This is a genomic window from Natronolimnobius baerhuensis, assembly GCF_002177135.1.
Taxonomy (GTDB): Archaea; Halobacteriota; Halobacteria; order Halobacteriales; family Natrialbaceae; genus Natronolimnobius; species Natronolimnobius baerhuensis.
In genome coordinates this window covers 964264-979203 of the sequence record NZ_MWPH01000001.1, presented here as the reverse complement: position 1 = coordinate 979203, position 14940 = coordinate 964264, and the positions used below count along the sequence as shown (strand labels likewise).

Genomic DNA, 14940 nt, shown 5'->3' with positions numbered 1-14940 from the left:
CGTTTCCGGTTGTGAGTCATTTTTTGAGCCCAGACCTGAAGCCCGCTTACGACACATGGCAGACGCAGATCCACACGGGAGCTTCGACGAAATTCGCGATGAAGTCGACGGCAACCCGATGGCGAAGCTAATCCAGTATGCGATTCCGTACTGGCTACCGCTGTGTATCGGCTTCGTCTCGACGATGATCAACCGTGCCGCGCGGCTGTTTCCGGCGCTGATGCTCGCGGCGGCAATCGACCTCGTTATCACGCAATCGGGCGGAGTCGATCAACTCCTTGCGGCGACAGGGCTTGTCCCGACGGAGCCAATCCCAGAGGGACAGACCGGTGACCGTCTCTCGCTGCTGTATTATCTCGGCGCGTTGACCGTCGGAGCATACGTCGTTCAGGCGATCACACACTATCTCTCGCGGTACTTCTTCCAGACGACGGCCCAGCACATCCAACACGACCTCCGAATTGACACCTACGACCACATGCAACAACTCTCGCTGTCGTTCTTTAACAACCATCAGACCGGCGGCATGATGGCCATCCTGAACAGCGACGTCAACCGCCTCGAGGAGTTCTTCAACAACGAACTTCGACAGCTGACGGAGGCTGCGATGATCTTTGGACTGGTTGGTGGCTACATGCTCTATACCGCGCCGTGGCTGGGCGTGCTCGTGTTGCTCCCGGTGCCGATCATCGCGCTTGCGACGGCGAAATTCATCATGTGGATCGAGCCGAAGTACAAGCGTATCCGCGAACGCGTCGCCCAACTCAACACACGGCTGTCGAACAATCTCAGCGGGGCAGCAATCGTGAAATCGTTCGACCGCTACGACGTCGAGAACAGCCGCGTCGCCGAACAGAGTGAGGGATACCGTGACGAGAAGATCAGCGCGATCACCGTTCGAAAGGCGTTTTTTGCCTCGCTTCGGCTACTCGTCGGCGCGATGTTCGTCTCGATTCTCGTCGCCGGTGGCTACTCTGTTGTCACCGCAGGCGGACTAACCGCCGGGACGTTCGTCGTCTTCTTCATGTACCTCCGGGAACTCGACGGCCCGATGACCCGCATCGGGAAAACCGCGAACAACTACCAGAAGGCCAAATCCAGCGCCGAGCGCGTCTTCGGTATCCTCGCGACTGACTCCGACATCCAGTCGCCACCGGACGCGACGGCACCCGATCACGTCGCCGGCGAGGTCTCGTTTGACAACGTCGAGTTCAGCTACAGCGACGACGGCGAGCAGATTCTCGAGGGGGTCGACCTCGAGGTTGACGCGGGAGAGACGGTTGGCTTTGCGGGAACCAGCGGCTCGGGGAAATCGACGCTCCTGAAGCTGGTGCCACGATTCTACGACGTCGACGGCGGGTTCGGCCACGAGAGCGACACGCGAGCGGACGGCGGTGTCGACGTCGACGCTGGTGGCGCTGGCAGCGCTGACGTGGACGAAGAACTCGGCTGGTCCGACTCCCCAGACGACTCGAGTGCGGTTCGAATCGACGGCGTCGATGTGCGTGAGTACGACCTGCAGACGCTGCGGAATCGAATCGGCGTCGTCGAGCAGGATCCGTACATGTTCTCCGGGACGATCCGCGAGAACATCGCCTACGGTGACGGCGAGACGTTCCGAACTGTTCTCGAGGCCGACGACGGCGACGAGGTGCCGGATCGGGTCGATGAGCAAATCCGCGATGCGGCGGTCGCGGCGGGCGCAGACGACTTTATCGAGGATCTTCCAGAGGGCTACGACACAATGGTCGGCGAACGCGGGGTCAAACTCTCGGGCGGGCAGCGCCAGCGCGTTTCGATTGCGCGGACAATTTGCAACGATCCCGACGTGATCGTTCTGGACGAGGCGACGAGCGACGTCGACACCGAGACGGAACAGGTGATCCAGCAGAATCTGGACGAACTCACGGCCGACCGGACGGCGTTCGTCATTGCACATCGACTCTCGACGATTCAGGATGCGGATCGAATCGTCGTCATGGACGATGGCGACGTCATCGAGACGGGGACACACGAGGAACTGATCGATGCAGCCGGGACGTACGCCGATCTCTGGGACTCACAGACGAGCACGTCAGCCGCTGCTGGTGGGAGCGATGGCGAACGCACTTCACTCAGCGCAGACCACGAGCCGTCGGCGCTCGAGGACGACGACTGACCGGGCTGGTGTACCGGATTTCTGACGCGAGTGTGGAGCAGTCGAGGACATGCCGGAACTGATGGACGTCAGCGTCACCGGAAACGTCACTAGCGATTGAATCGAGAATGTGTGTCTCGGAATCTTTTTCGCTCTCTGTGCGGACGGACTGACAGAGCCGACTCGAATGGTCCGCGAGCAACTTGCACTGTACCGCGACCGCACACGGCAGAGACTCGAGGCTGCGTTCCGCGAGGAGCATACGCCACATCAGGTCGGGGCCAGTTTCTCGATTGGTATTTTCGTGACCGCGCTGCCGACAGGCGGGCTTGGAATCGGGCTCTTTTTCGTCTTTACGTCGCTGTGGTCGTGGATCAGCAAGCCCGCGCTCTTTGCGTCCATCGCCGTCCTCAACCCGTTCATCAAACCCGCCGTCTACGTCTCGAGTTTCCAACTCGGCGGCTGGGTCCTCGGGACAAGTCCGCTTCACAGCCCCAGTGTCTCGCCCGATGTCGCTCGAGATGCGATTCGCCAACTGCTGGTTGGCAATCTGATTATCGCACTCATCCTATCTGCACTCAGCTACGTCGTTGTCCGCCATCTCACCCGCATTCATCGTCGTCGGTCGCTGACTGTGCTTCCATCACCCGCGCGCTCGAGAGTGCGCGAGTGGTTCCGTCGCTAGTCAAGTACGTATTCGTTTGACAGACTAACCTGGAACGAATACACTCATATGAACCGACTATAGATTGGGCGCTATGGATCGTCGAACGCTGCTCGCAGGGGTCGGTGCTGGTGGACTCGCAAGTCTCGCTGGGTGTCTCGGTGCGGTCGGCATGGCCGAACACAGCGCAGCGCCAGCCGGCGTCGAGCAGGCTGTTCGCGAGGAAACGGGCTACGAACAAGTCGCAGTGGAGGATCTCACAATCGAGGAGTCAGTCGGCGTTAGCGGCGTTTCGGAGACAGTCGTCGCCGAGAACTATCTGACTGACCACGAAAAGGCAGTCGAGATCGCTCCGCTCGGCCGTCAACGCGCAGCCCAGTTCACCGTCCTCACCACACCGAAAATCGGATTCCTCGGGATGGAGTTCAACCCCGTCGAGGAGATGAACGCACAGGAACTCGTCGAACTCATTGCGGACAACTACGACGAGATCGGCGACATTTCAGCCGACGGCAGTGACTCGATCACGATTCTCGAGCAGTCGACGACTCGCTCGCGGTTTACCGCAACTGCGCAGTTCGACGGGGCGGATATCAACGTCGACGTACACGTCACCGAAGCCGTCGAGGCCGGCGACGATCTGGTCGTGACGATTGGTGTCTATCCACAGGACCTCCGCCAGCGCGAAGAAGACAACGTTATCGACCTAATAGAGCACGTTATCGAGGACCTCGAGGCGGCTGCGGGGGACGATGCACCGGACGAAGGGGACGAAAACGGCGGCGATGGGAGCGATGACACAGACGAAGACGACGGCACCGAAGACGACGACGGAACTGACGGCGACGATGACGCAGAAGACGACGGCGATGACGATGGTGGGCTTCTCACGCTGTAGCCCTCACAGTGTGCTTGGCCGCGACTCGAGAGTCACGCGAGTGTAATTACACCAGTCCGTAGACGATGAGTCCGAAGCCAACGAACGTGATGACGGCGGCAGTTCCTTTCGTGATCTTCACGCGTTCGTCCTCCTCGAGTTCGTCAGAGTCGAACAGCGCGACCTCGAGTCGGTCTTGTGCCTTGACGACGGCTGGGGCGTAGTGAACACCGGCGAGACCGAAGACGATGAACATGAGTCCGACGATGAGTGCAACGAGCGTGAACATGAGCGTCGATGTGTACGCTGTCGGCTCGGTCCTCTTAAAGACCGAGTTCTCGACCGATCACGAGATGTTGGATTTCGCTCGTTCCTTCGCCTATTTCCATGAGTTTGGCGTCTCGGTAGAACCGTTGCGGGGCGAAATCGGTTGTGTAGCCGTAGCCACCGAGGACCTGGACAGCGTCTTCGGCGACCTCACGGGCAGCCTCGCTGGCGTCGAGTTTTGCCAGCGCTGACTCTCTCGTCACTGGTTCGCCCGCGTCGTACAGCCGCGCAGCGCGGTGGGTGAGCAATCGGGCGCGCTCGGTTTTCCGGTGCATGTCGACGATTTTGTCTCGAATAGCGTCGAACTCCGAAATCGGCTGTCCAAACTGTTCGCGCTCCTGGCTGTACGCTTTCGCGTGCTCGTAAGCACCCTGTGCGAGTCCCGTCGAAAGCGCGGCAATCGAAATCCGGCCGCCATCGAGTGTCTGTTTGGTCTGCTCCCAGCCCTCGCCTTCCTCACCCAGCAGGCGGGCTGCGGGCAAGCGGACGTCATCGAAGCGAATTTCGCAGGTCGGTGACGCATTGAGTCCCATCTTGTCCCAGGTTGTCGTGACCTCGAACCCGTCGTCTTCGCGTGGGTCGACGATAAACGTCGAGATACCGTCGTAGCCCGCGTCGGGTTCAGTGACGGCTTTGACGAGAATCGAGCCAGCCTCGCTCGCGTTCGTGATGAACTGCTTGGTGCCGTTGAGAATCCATTCGTCACCGTCTTCGGACGCGTCGATGTCTGAGCCCTCCGCGGCCGACCCTCTCGTCGCCGTCGTATTCATACTCGAGGCGTCTGACCCACTCTCGGGTTCAGTTAGCGCCCAGCCGCCGAGGTATTCGCCTTCTGCGAGTGGGCGGAGCCAGCGTTCTTTCTGCTCGTCAGTGCCGAACTGCTCGAGTGGTTTCGACGCCAGCGAGGTGTGTGCGACGTAGGAGAGCCCAATCGACCCGGAGACGCGTCCCAGTTCCTCCGCGACGAGGGCGTACATGAGCGTATCGCCGCCCAGTCCGCCGTACTCCTCGCTGATGGGGACGCCGAGCATGTCGAGTGCGGCCAGTTGATCGAAGATTTCTTCGGGAAACCGGTGTTCGTCTTCGATCTCCTGTGCTATCGGCTCGATTTCGCGTTCACAGAAGTCCCTGACGGTCTCCTGGATCATCCGGTGTTCGTCGGACAACTCGAAGGCCATACGCAATACTTGCCGGCAGAGTGAATAAACGCACCGCCGGGTCGCACGGATAGCAGAGACGTAGTGTGGCTGTTCGGACGTTACCAGCCGCGGTCGTCGTCGCTCTCGTCGCGATCAGTTCGGTCCCGATCATCCTGGGAATCCCAGTCACTCGAGTCCTCAGACTGGTCCCAGAGCGGCGTGTCGTCGTCGGACTCGTCCCAGTGGTTGCCATCAGGTCCGTTTCGGCTATCACCGTTCGGTCCGGCTGTCCCTGGTGGACCGTTTCGACCGCCGTTGCCGCCCTGGCCGGCCGCATCAGCACGGATGGTCGCTCGCAGGTCCGAAATCAGGTCGAGGTCCGTGTTTCGGTCACCAAGCAGTAACAGCGCGTAGTACTGGAAGTACGTCCGGATCGGCATCTGGACGAGCGAGACGAACAGCACCACCAACGCGAGCGCGATCACGGCGAGGGCTCCCGCAATCCAGAGACCAATCTCACCGAGCATCGTCGCCAGGACTGCGAGGATAATGAACGGAATCGCAATCGCGATCACACCGAACAGAATCACGAATCCCGCGGCGAAGTTGATCACGAACTGCAGGATCCAGACCAGGACGAGATAGACAGCAAACTGGCCGAGATTGCCCGTCAGCGTCGGCCAGAATCGACGCCACGCAGAGAGGACGCCGCGCTCCTCGAGCAACATTACCGGCGCGACGAACTCCGAGGTAAACCGCATCAGGATGGCATAGATGAAATAGACGGGAATCGCGAGCAACACGAACGGAAGCAGCGACTCGAGGGCACCAGCGACCGACTCTGCCTCGAGCGCGACACTCAGTGCCGGGATGGCGACGATCCCGAGGGCAATCGCACCGACAACGAAGCGAAAGCCAAGCAGTCGCAGCCCGCGCCAGATATTCTGGCCCATATACCGCCGCACCTGGACCGTTCTCGAGCGAAGCGATTCGATGAAAACGAACTCCATGATCGCACTGATGACACTGTAGATGAGCCACAGCACGAGTGCGATGGCTACGAGGCCTGCAGCGAGTGCAATAACCTCATCAGGAATCTCGTCAATCGGTGTCTGGACCGTTGTCTCGTCGGCTACTGGGCCGACATCTCCGGCGGGGACGCCGCCGCTCATCCCGAGACCACCACCGATGAAGAAGACGACGATAGCGAGTTTGAGCCACAATCCAACCTGCACCGGCACTAGTAACTCTCGTGTCGCGTCAATCGCGTCACTGAGGTCGTCGACAGCATCCATTCTTATATGACCTGTTGATTGCCACGATGAAATACTGTTTGGGTCGTTTCTTGCTCCTGAACGGCGCTCGCCAGCGTGTCCCTCCCACACGGTTTCTCTCGCTCGCTGACAATACTTCGAGACGCATTTAACCACGAACCCCGTTGTACCCGCTACATGGATATCCGCCAGCTCGCCAGAGGCACGGTCGAGTGGGACCGTATCGAGCGCGTCATCCACACGCTGGCGGACCGACACGACCGCGAGTGTGTCCGCGTCGAATTTCTCGAGGCGGACAACTGGCTCTCGACGCCCTGTGTGATCGACGATACGTGGTTCGTCAAGATTGTCTCCCGACAGAACGCGCTCGTCCACGCCCTGCTGACCACCGGCCGAAACGTCGGCGCAGTCTCGGCCGGCACCGGCGGCTTCTTCGACCGCTTCGATACCCCGCGTGAAATGGTCGAACACGAGTACGACGCCACCCAGCGGATGCGCGAAATCGGCGTCAACGCGCCCCGCCCAATCGAAGCCTTCGAAGTCAACGGCCTCGGCGTGCTCGTCCTCGAGTATCTGCCCGAGTTCGAATCGTTCGGCACCGTCTCGGATCGCGTCGTCGCCGACCGCGCCAGCGAACTGTTCGAAATGCTCGCGGCGCTTCACGATCACGGCCTCGCCCACGGCGATTTGCGGGGCGAGAACATCCTGCTCTGTGACGGCGAACTCTACTTTATCGACGCCACGAGCGTCCACGAAGACCGCGTCGCCGAGACGACGGCCTACGATCTGGCCTGTGCGCTCGCCGTCCTCGAGCCCCGAATCGGCCCTCGAAACGCAGTGCAGGCTGCCTCGAGCGTCTACAACTCTGCGGAACTGCTCTCGGCGCGGCGATTCCTTGACTTCGTCCGCCTGCGGCCCGACCACGAGTTCGACTCGACGCAACTGCGCAGCGAACTCGAGAAAATGGCGGATCTGAGCCAGTAGCCGTCTCTGCTCGCTCACGCCACAGCTGTTGTCGAAAGATTTACACAACGTCGCTCCGTACTCGAGCAATACACAGATGGACGACGGAGTCAGAGCAGGCCTGTTCGCGCTGGTTCTTGGTTTTCCGATGGTTACCTTTAGCCTTCTTCTCGGTGCGTTCTGGAGCGCATTCATGATGGCGACAATCATTGTAACGATTGCAGTGTCGTTCGTCGTGGCAGCGCAGTTCAGTCCACAGGAGGAATCGACTGCAGCGAGTCATGAGCAGGCACGGAATCGCTCGCAAACGGACGCACAACAGGACGACACCGCAGACGCCCTCGAGACGCTGCGCGAACGCTACGCACGTGGTGAACTCACCGACCCGGAGTTCGAGCGACGCGCCGAACGGCTGCTCGAGACGGAGACCGTCGACGCTGCCAGGGAACACCTTTCGGCAGATTCCGGGCCTAATCAGGCTGAAACGGACGTTTCTGACCAGCACGAGGCCACGACCAACCGAGAGCGAGAGACCGAAACCGACACCCGCTGACTCGAGTCGACATACTACTCGAGTCCAACATTCTGCTCGAGTCCGTCACCCCCTCGAGTGCAGTTTCAGGTAGTGCGTTTTCGGTGATGACCGTCGTATAGCGACTATGGCACGTGGCATCGGCGAGTTCGACCTGATCCAGGGGTCGATTCCTGACTGGCTGGCCGTCGTCTTTGCCCTCCTGACGCAGTTGGGCGACATCTGGTTTCTCGTGCTCGTGCTGACGGCGCTGTACTGGTTCGACGCGCGGGAGCGAGACGACGTGGCGACCGTTGCCGGCGTCACGCTCGCCGGGATGGGACTGTACAAAGGACTCAAGGAAGTGTTCGGCCTGCCGCGGCCCAAACAGCCACTGCTCGAGCCGGCAGTGCTTCCCCAACTCGTTCAGCCGCTGTACGAGGCAACGGCGACAGCCGGCGGCTACGGCTTCCCGAGCGGGCACGCAGTCAACACGACGGTCGTCTACGTCGGGCTGGCAACGGTGTTGTCGGTCGGGACGGCCCGCCGTCGCTACGCGCTCGCCGGCGCGCTCGTCGCGCTGGTCTCGTTTACCCGGGTCGCACTCGGCGTCCACTACCTCGTCGACGTCGTCGTCGGCGTTCTCGTCGGATTCGCGCTTCTTGGGGCTGCGTGGGTGCTCCTCGAGCGGGAGTTTTCTGATCGTCCGACAATCGCGTTCGCACTCGGCATCGGCTTCTGTGCGTTCTTTTTCGTGACGAGTGATGGTACTCGAGACGCGCTGTTCTTACTCGCCGGATCGTTGGGTGCCTTTGCCGGGTGGCAACTCGTGATGCTCAGCCGAGAGCTAGTATCTCGAGCGGAGGGACAACGCGGTCGCTCGCTGATCCGTCGTGGTAGCGCTGGGGCGCTCGCGATGGGGCCACTCCTTGTCGCACTCGCAGGACCGCTCGAGTTGGTGACGACCGGTGCCGGCCTTGTTGGGCTTGCGACCGCGCTCGTCGTCGTCATCCCGGTGGTCCAACAGGCGGATCAGTTGTCGTCACTTTCTGTACGAATGTAGTCTACTCTATCCGTTCACCACCAGATCTGTCCGACGATTTCACGGACGTGTGGACTACCACTAAGGTTTTCACGTCCTTCGTTGTCCCTTCGAGTATGGGAGAGACTGACACCGACGAGGTGTACGGCCACTATATCAATGGCGACTGGACGGCGGGACACGGGTCTGAGACGTTCGAGAGCCAGAACCCTGCGACCGGCGAGTCGCTAGCAACGTTCCAGCGCGGGACGGCCGACGACGTCGACGCCGCACTCGAGGCCGCTGAAGACGCCTTCGAGGAGTGGCGCGAACTGTCCTACATCGACCGGGCAGAGTACCTCTGGGAGATCTACCACGAACTACGCGACAGACACGAGGAGTTAGGCGCAATCGTCACCAAAGAGTGCGGCAAAGAGATTTCAGAGGGGAAAGCCGACGTGACCGAAGCCTGGCACATGGTCGAGTGGGCGGCGGGCAACGCCCGGCATCCACACGGCGACGTGGTGCCTTCCGAAGTCGCGAGCAAGGACGCCTACATGCGCCGGAAACCCCGCGGCGTCATCGGTTGTATCACGCCGTGGAACTTCCCCGTCGCGATTCCGTTCTGGCATATGGCAATCGCCCTGGTCGAGGGAAACACCGTCGTCTGGAAGCCCGCCGAACAGACGCCCTGGTGCGGCCAGATCATCGCCGAGATGATGGCTGACTCGGGCATCCCCGACGGCGTCTTCAACATGATCCAGGGCTTTGGCGACGCCGGCGCGGCGATCACCGAAGACGGACGAGTCGACACCGTCCTCTTTACTGGCTCTGCGGAAGTCGGTCAGGAAATCGCGAGCAAGGTCGGCGGCGAACCCGGCAAACTTGCGGCCTGCGAGATGGGCGGCAAGAACGGGATCGTCATCACCGAGAAGGCAGACCTGGACACCGCTGTCCACTCCGCGATCATGTCGAGTTTCAAGACGACCGGCCAGCGCTGTGTCTCCTCCGAGCGCCTGATCGTCCACACGGATGTCTACGACGAGTTCACAGACCGATTCGTCGACCTCGCTGAAGACGTTGCAGTCGGCGACCCACTCGAGGAGTCGACGTTCATGGGACCGGCAATCGAGGCCGAGCACGTCGAGAAAATACGGCGGCACAACGACCTCGCTCGCGAGGAAGGCGCAGAGGTGCTCGTCGACCGCTTCGAACTCGAGGAGTCCGAAATTCCAGACGGCCATAGTGAGGGCCACTGGGTCGGCCCCTTCGTCTACGAACTCGAGTACGACACCGACCTGCGCTGTCTGGAAGAGGAGTGTTTCGGCCCGCACGTCGCCCTGCTCGAGTACGATGGCGACATCGACCGGGCACTCGAGATACACAACGACACGCCCTACGGCCTCGCGGGGGCAATCATCTCGGAGGACTACCGCCAGATCAATCGGTTCCGTGATCGTGCCGACCTCGGACTGGCCTACGGCAATCTGCCGTGTATCGGCGCGGAAGTGCAGTTGCCTTTCGGGGGTGTCAAAAAGTCGGGTAATGGCTATCCGAGCGCCCGCGAGGCAATCGAAGCCGTCACCGAGCGCACCGCCTGGACGATCAACAACTCGAGGGAGATCGAGATGGCACAGGGGCTCTCTGCCGATATTACGACCTCAGAGGAGTGAGTTGAACCTGACCCCACAGTGTCGTCATTTTCGCCAGTGTTTCAGACGGTCTACTGTCAGTCAGTACCGCCGCACTCAGGACCCGTCCGCCGAGTACGGCGGTACACAGTGACAGCAGTCCGTCTCACCGATCAGTATTGTTTTATCCATATCTCTCCAAGAACTCACATATGTCCTATCGGAAGGTGAACTACGAAGACGTCGAGCAGGTCTCGAGTGCGATGCACTTTCTGTCCGATCCGCTCGAGACCGAGCACGTGGGGGTGACGGTTGCACGGTGTGATCCCGGCTGGAAGAGCAAGCCACACGACCACACCGACAACGATCACGAGGAGGTCTACGTGCTGATCGAAGGCGATGCGACGGTTATCATCGACGGCGAACCGATTGCGATGGAAACAGGCGATGCGCTCTGGATCCCGCCGGAATCGACCCGTCAGATCAGAAACGGCGACGACGAAAGCGCGTTCGTGCTCGTCAGCGCCCCGAGTATCGGTGACGATGATGACGACGACGGCGAATGGCTCCTGACCGGCTTCGCTGGGTAACCGGCACGGTCCTCGCTCGAGTACAGCGTCTCCGCTCTTGTTCTCGTTCTTCTACAGCCAGAATGCTCGAGGTTTGCCCTGCGATACGTCATTCGTCGTGTTCGTACTCCCGAAGCACCGACGAAACCGTCCGCGACACGTCCTCGAGTGCAACGGCGTTCGTCTTTCGGAGATCATCAGCCTCACTCGCCGCCCCCAGGTGTTGCAGTGCTTCTCGGAGGTGGTACTCGACATCTGGATCCGTCTCGGAGTCGTGATCGTCGGTCATCGGTTCGACGCGTCGTAACTGACGCGAGCGGGTAAGTCCGTCGGCGATCTGCGTCCGTTCTGTCGACCCTGCACGGACGCAACACGCCACCAACGCATTCAAGACCGCAGCGACAGACTCGAGGATACGAATGCGACTGCGTTTCACAGGCGGACGGCAGACAAACTATCGAGACTGGAGGCGACCGACGTGAACGGGCTCGTGATCGGCGGCGTCAGCTCCGGCGTCGGCAAAACCGTCGCGACGCTTGCAATCTGTCAGGCACTCGAGGACGCTGGCCACGGCGTCCAACCCGCCAAAGCAGGACCCGATTTCATCGATCCGAGCCATCACGAGGCGGTCACGGACCGGCCCTCGCGAACACTCGATCTGTGGCTCTGTGGCGAGGACGGTGTCCGGCGCAACTACCACCGCGGCGAGGGCGACATCTGCGTCGTCGAGGGCGTCATGGGGCTGTACGACGGCGACGGCTCGAGTACGGCGATGGTCGCTGAGGCACTCGACCTCCCTGTTGTGCTCGTCGTCGACGCCAGCGCCGGCATGGAAAGCGTCGCGGCGACCGCACTCGGGTTTCAAACCTACGCCGACGAAATCGGTCGGGATCTCGAGGTTGCGGGGATCATTGCCCAGCGCGCCCACGGCGGCCGTCATGAGCAGGGAATCCGCGATGCCATGCCGAACAGCCTCGAGTACTTCGGCCGGATTCCGCCGACACCCGACCTCGAGATACCGGACCGTCACCTCGGCCTCGAGATGGGCGAGGAGACGCCGGTCTCCATCGACGCACTCCGCGAAGTCACGGACGCACTCGAGGTCGAGCGACTGGCCGCGGTTGCGAACGAGCCACGCGCACCGAGTGTGTCGCCCGAGCGGACAGCACCTGAGGATGTCGACGCACGAATCGCCGTCGCCAGTGACGCTGCCTTCTGTTTCCGGTATCCGGCGACACTTGAGCGATTCCGCGAGCGTGCGACGCTCACCACGTTCTCGCCAGTTGCGGGTGATCCAGTCCCCGATTGCGATGCGGTCTACCTTCCCGGCGGCTACCCCGAACTCCACGCCGACGCGCTCGAGTCGGCCGGCACGCTCGCCGAACTCGGCCAGCGTGCGAGCGACGGACTCCCCGTCCTTGGAGAGTGTGGCGGCCTGATGGCGATGAGTCAGTCGCTGACCACGGCCGACGGCGAGTGCTACGAAATGGCCGGCATACTGCCCGCAGACGTGACGATGCACGAGCGCTACCAGGCCCTCGATCACGTCGAACTCGAGGCCACAGACAGCACGCTCACCGCTGCGTCCGGCGAGCGCGTGCACGGACACGAGTTTCACTACTCGAGCGCCGCTGTCGATAGCGATGCCCGATTCGCGTTCGAAACCGTCCGCGGCGATGGCATTGACGGCGACCACGATGGCCTGACCGAATACAACTCACTCGGCACGTACACCCACGTGCATCCCGAAAGTGGGGCGTTTGATACCTTGCTCGAGCGAGTGGATTACTGACAGAGACGTGTTTCGCCACCTCCGCGCAGCGTGGGTCTAGGTCGCCAGTCTAGGCAGTTGCAGATAGATGTACGAACGCACACGCAAGGCAAATCACCACAACGCTGCCGCTGGTCTGTTTGTCCGGATATAACGAATGAGCCGAGAAGATCACGGCTCTGAGGACACTCTGGAATCAAGAGTGGGCGGTGGTTCCTCGAGTGTTTCTCATGACCAAGACGGGATGGAAGAATCAGTACGCCGAGTGCTGACCGATGGTGGTCAGGCAACGGCGGAAGAAACAGGTGATGACTCCGAGACGGAAGCGGAGACAGCCGAGAGCGACGCGGAGGCATCGGAGAGTGATGACGAACCCGAAGCCGATGAGTCGGATTCAGCGGCGGACACGGATGAGTCCTCGGGTGAGAGCGACTCGGAAGACAGTGGCGATGAGAGCAACGAGTCAGAGCAAGAGTCGGAATCCGAACCAGAGTCGGAGTCGGAATCCGAGAGCGAAGGGAACGACGATGACGAGGAAGACGAAGAGGACGAAGCAGATGCTACGGAAGGTGGCCACGACCAGGGTGCAGAGGACGTCTACGACGACGATGACGCGAGTGGCGTCTTGCATCTCGACCTCGATGGGCTGTACCTCGATTTGCTCGGACTCGAGGTGAACCTCAATCCGGTTTCACTGGATGTGTCTGCGCGCCCGGGTGAGAACAATCTGCTTGGGAACTTGCTCTCGGCAGTTTCAGGGCTGCTCGATGGGCCGAGTGCCCTTCTGAAGAAGGTAAAATCACTGCTCGGAAAACCTAAAGAGGTGCTTCAGTCGCTGTTCGAGGGAGCGAAAAGCAAACTAGGCGCACTCGCAAGCAAGCCAGCCAAACTTCTCAAATCGTTGGTGAGCAAACCAGCTAAGTTCCTCAAATCGTTGGTGAGCAAACCAGCTAAGTTCCTCAAATCGTTGGTGAGCAAGCCACTCGAGTTCCTTCGGTCGCTTGCGAGTAAGCCGGCTGAGCTTCTCGGTGGTGGCGATGAGGGTGAAGCGGAGGCCGAGGAGGCTGACGAGGAGGACGAGGCGGAGACAGAGTCAGAAGAGAGCACAGACGAGACAGCCGAACCGGAGAGCGAGGAGGACTCAGAATCCGACGAACGCGGCCGAATTGCGGGCGTAATCGGGCGAGTTCGATCTGGTATCGCATCGGCTGCAAGTTGGGTGAAAGAGAAACTCATTGGGTTGATTCCCAACTTGCCAATCGAGGATCTCATCGCAACAATCGTCCGCGAAAGTATACGGGCGTTGATCGAACAGGCAGAGAAACAGGCTGGTGACCAGTCGAGCGACCAATCTGACGCTGAGCAGGCGGAGGCCCAATCATGAGTGACGATACTGCAACGAGTTCTGACGACTCGAGTATAGACGCACTGGCGGATCGAATCGACTACGAAGCGATTACCGAAAATATCGACATCGCCGACCTCGTCGAGGGAACCGAGTGGGAAGACGAGATCAACGACGAGCAGCCACTCGGCGAAGCGCTTGGCGGGCTGATTGGTGCTGTCCTCGGCCGAAAAATCGGCGAGAAACTGGGTCGGACCGTCGGCGAGGTTGCACTCGAGGAGTTGCTGGGTGCTGGTGACCCTGAACTCGAGGACGGTGAAGAAGAGGGAGATGAGAGCGAGGCCGACGATTCTGAGGAAGAAGAGAGCGAAGACAGCGAAGACGACGAAGACGGAGACGAGGAGGACGCAACTGAAGACGAGGATGACGAAGGCGAGGAAGATGAGAGTGAGAAAGACAGCGCGGACGATGCGGACGAGTCGGATGGGGAAGGGACGGACGACGAAGGCAGTGCAGACGATGAGTCGGCTGCGGACGATGAGACGGACGCGGAGACAGACGAGTCAGAGGCTGACGAAGGAACGAACGACGAAAACGAGGCGGAAGCGAGTGAATCCACAGACGCCGACAATGAGACGGATGATTCTGAGGAGGAGTAACTCTATGAGCGCCTGCATCACTGTAACTCGAGTGCCTGTCCCTCGAGGTGGA

Annotated in this window: 15 protein-coding genes; 11 read left to right on the top strand and 4 right to left on the bottom strand. The window is 60.8% G+C overall.

Annotated elements, in window-relative coordinates; all coding sequences use genetic code 11:
• The first annotated feature begins 55 nt into the window (after positions 1-55).
• The 3 genes from B2G88_RS04665 (at position 56) to B2G88_RS04655 (ending at position 3699) form a co-directional block, all read left to right on the top strand.
• Positions 56-2158, top strand: coding sequence for an ABC transporter ATP-binding protein (locus tag B2G88_RS04665; RefSeq protein WP_087714101.1), 2103 nt, complete (start codon positions 56-58; stop codon positions 2156-2158).
• 166 nt (positions 2159-2324) lie between these two features.
• Positions 2325-2822, top strand: a complete 498-nt coding sequence (locus tag B2G88_RS04660; RefSeq protein ID WP_054862851.1) for a DUF2062 domain-containing protein — start codon at positions 2325-2327, stop codon at positions 2820-2822.
• A 73-nt stretch (positions 2823-2895) separates the two neighbouring features.
• Positions 2896-3699, top strand: a complete 804-nt coding sequence (locus B2G88_RS04655) for a DUF6517 family protein (RefSeq protein WP_054862826.1) — start codon at positions 2896-2898, stop codon at positions 3697-3699.
• Between the two features lie 46 nt (positions 3700-3745).
• Here the strand turns inward: B2G88_RS04655 and B2G88_RS04650 are convergent, their stop codons facing one another.
• The 3 genes from B2G88_RS04650 to B2G88_RS04640 all read right to left on the bottom strand — a co-directional run bounded on the left by B2G88_RS04650 (position 3746) and on the right by B2G88_RS04640 (position 6439).
• Positions 3746-3967 (bottom strand): hypothetical protein, encoded by a 222-nt coding sequence (locus B2G88_RS04650; RefSeq protein WP_054862825.1) that lies wholly within the window; start codon positions 3965-3967, stop codon positions 3746-3748.
• Between the two features lie 34 nt (positions 3968-4001).
• On the bottom strand, positions 4002-5183 hold the full coding sequence (locus B2G88_RS04645; RefSeq protein WP_087714100.1) for an acyl-CoA dehydrogenase family protein: 1182 nt from the start codon (positions 5181-5183) through the stop codon (positions 4002-4004).
• Positions 5184-5263: 80 nt separating this feature from the next.
• Complete coding sequence (locus B2G88_RS04640) at positions 5264-6439, bottom strand: DUF7544 domain-containing protein (RefSeq protein WP_087714099.1); 1176 nt, start codon at positions 6437-6439, stop codon at positions 5264-5266.
• Positions 6440-6595: 156 nt separating this feature from the next.
• On the opposite strand from B2G88_RS04640, the gene B2G88_RS04635 reads away from it, so the two are divergent.
• The 5 genes from B2G88_RS04635 to B2G88_RS04615 all read left to right on the top strand — a co-directional run bounded on the left by B2G88_RS04635 (position 6596) and on the right by B2G88_RS04615 (position 11134).
• A complete protein-coding gene (locus tag B2G88_RS04635; protein ID WP_087714098.1) occupies positions 6596-7402 on the top strand; it encodes an RIO1 family regulatory kinase/ATPase domain-containing protein in 807 nt (268 codons plus the stop codon).
• Between the two features lie 76 nt (positions 7403-7478).
• Positions 7479-7934, top strand: coding sequence for an SHOCT domain-containing protein (locus B2G88_RS04630; protein ID WP_054862824.1), 456 nt, complete (start codon positions 7479-7481; stop codon positions 7932-7934).
• A 106-nt stretch (positions 7935-8040) separates the two neighbouring features.
• Positions 8041-8955: a phosphatase PAP2 family protein gene (locus B2G88_RS04625; RefSeq protein WP_087714097.1), complete on the top strand. Its 915-nt coding sequence runs from the start codon at positions 8041-8043 to the stop codon at positions 8953-8955.
• Between the two features lie 95 nt (positions 8956-9050).
• A complete protein-coding gene (locus tag B2G88_RS04620) occupies positions 9051-10586 on the top strand; it encodes an aldehyde dehydrogenase family protein (protein ID WP_054862823.1) in 1536 nt (511 codons plus the stop codon).
• A 170-nt stretch (positions 10587-10756) separates the two neighbouring features.
• A complete protein-coding gene (locus B2G88_RS04615) occupies positions 10757-11134 on the top strand; it encodes a cupin domain-containing protein (protein WP_054862822.1) in 378 nt (125 codons plus the stop codon).
• Positions 11135-11222: 88 nt separating this feature from the next.
• Here the strand turns inward: B2G88_RS04615 and B2G88_RS04610 are convergent, their stop codons facing one another.
• Positions 11223-11402, bottom strand: a complete 180-nt coding sequence (locus B2G88_RS04610) for a hypothetical protein (RefSeq protein ID WP_054862850.1) — start codon at positions 11400-11402, stop codon at positions 11223-11225.
• Positions 11403-11591: 189 nt separating this feature from the next.
• Between B2G88_RS04610 and B2G88_RS04605 the strand changes: the two genes are divergently transcribed.
• The 3 genes from B2G88_RS04605 (at position 11592) to B2G88_RS04595 (ending at position 14888) form a co-directional block, all read left to right on the top strand.
• A complete protein-coding gene (locus B2G88_RS04605) occupies positions 11592-12905 on the top strand; it encodes a cobyrinic acid a,c-diamide synthase (RefSeq protein ID WP_054862821.1) in 1314 nt (437 codons plus the stop codon).
• Positions 12906-13128: 223 nt separating this feature from the next.
• Entirely contained in the window at positions 13129-14268 is a 1140-nt protein-coding gene (locus tag B2G88_RS04600) for a hypothetical protein (RefSeq protein ID WP_087714096.1), read from the top strand.
• Entirely contained in the window at positions 14265-14888 is a 624-nt protein-coding gene (locus B2G88_RS04595) for a hypothetical protein (RefSeq protein ID WP_087714095.1), read from the top strand. Before B2G88_RS04600 ends, B2G88_RS04595 begins: the two co-directional genes overlap by 4 nt.
• Positions 14889-14940 lie beyond the last annotated feature (52 nt).

What these genes read in the sequence shown, in the direction of transcription:
- B2G88_RS04665 (WP_087714101.1), top strand. Translation starts at nt 56, where the DNA reads ATGGCAGACGCAGATCCACACGGGAGCTTCGACGAAATTCGCGATGAA.
- B2G88_RS04660 (WP_054862851.1), top strand. Translation starts at nt 2,325, where the DNA reads ATGGTCCGCGAGCAACTTGCACTGTACCGCGACCGCACACGGCAGAGA.
- B2G88_RS04655 (WP_054862826.1), top strand. Translation starts at nt 2,896, where the DNA reads ATGGATCGTCGAACGCTGCTCGCAGGGGTCGGTGCTGGTGGACTCGCA.
- B2G88_RS04650 (WP_054862825.1), bottom strand. Translation starts at nt 3,967, where the DNA reads ATGTTCACGCTCGTTGCACTCATCGTCGGACTCATGTTCATCGTCTTC.
- B2G88_RS04645 (WP_087714100.1), bottom strand. Translation starts at nt 5,183, where the DNA reads ATGGCCTTCGAGTTGTCCGACGAACACCGGATGATCCAGGAGACCGTC.
- B2G88_RS04640 (WP_087714099.1), bottom strand. Translation starts at nt 6,439, where the DNA reads ATGGATGCTGTCGACGACCTCAGTGACGCGATTGACGCGACACGAGAG.
- B2G88_RS04635 (WP_087714098.1), top strand. Translation starts at nt 6,596, where the DNA reads ATGGATATCCGCCAGCTCGCCAGAGGCACGGTCGAGTGGGACCGTATC.
- B2G88_RS04630 (WP_054862824.1), top strand. Translation starts at nt 7,479, where the DNA reads ATGGACGACGGAGTCAGAGCAGGCCTGTTCGCGCTGGTTCTTGGTTTT.
- B2G88_RS04625 (WP_087714097.1), top strand. Translation starts at nt 8,041, where the DNA reads ATGGCACGTGGCATCGGCGAGTTCGACCTGATCCAGGGGTCGATTCCT.
- B2G88_RS04620 (WP_054862823.1), top strand. Translation starts at nt 9,051, where the DNA reads ATGGGAGAGACTGACACCGACGAGGTGTACGGCCACTATATCAATGGC.
- B2G88_RS04615 (WP_054862822.1), top strand. Translation starts at nt 10,757, where the DNA reads ATGTCCTATCGGAAGGTGAACTACGAAGACGTCGAGCAGGTCTCGAGT.
- B2G88_RS04610 (WP_054862850.1), bottom strand. Translation starts at nt 11,402, where the DNA reads ATGACCGACGATCACGACTCCGAGACGGATCCAGATGTCGAGTACCAC.
- B2G88_RS04600 (WP_087714096.1), top strand. Translation starts at nt 13,129, where the DNA reads ATGGAAGAATCAGTACGCCGAGTGCTGACCGATGGTGGTCAGGCAACG.
- B2G88_RS04595 (WP_087714095.1), top strand. Translation starts at nt 14,265, where the DNA reads ATGAGTGACGATACTGCAACGAGTTCTGACGACTCGAGTATAGACGCA.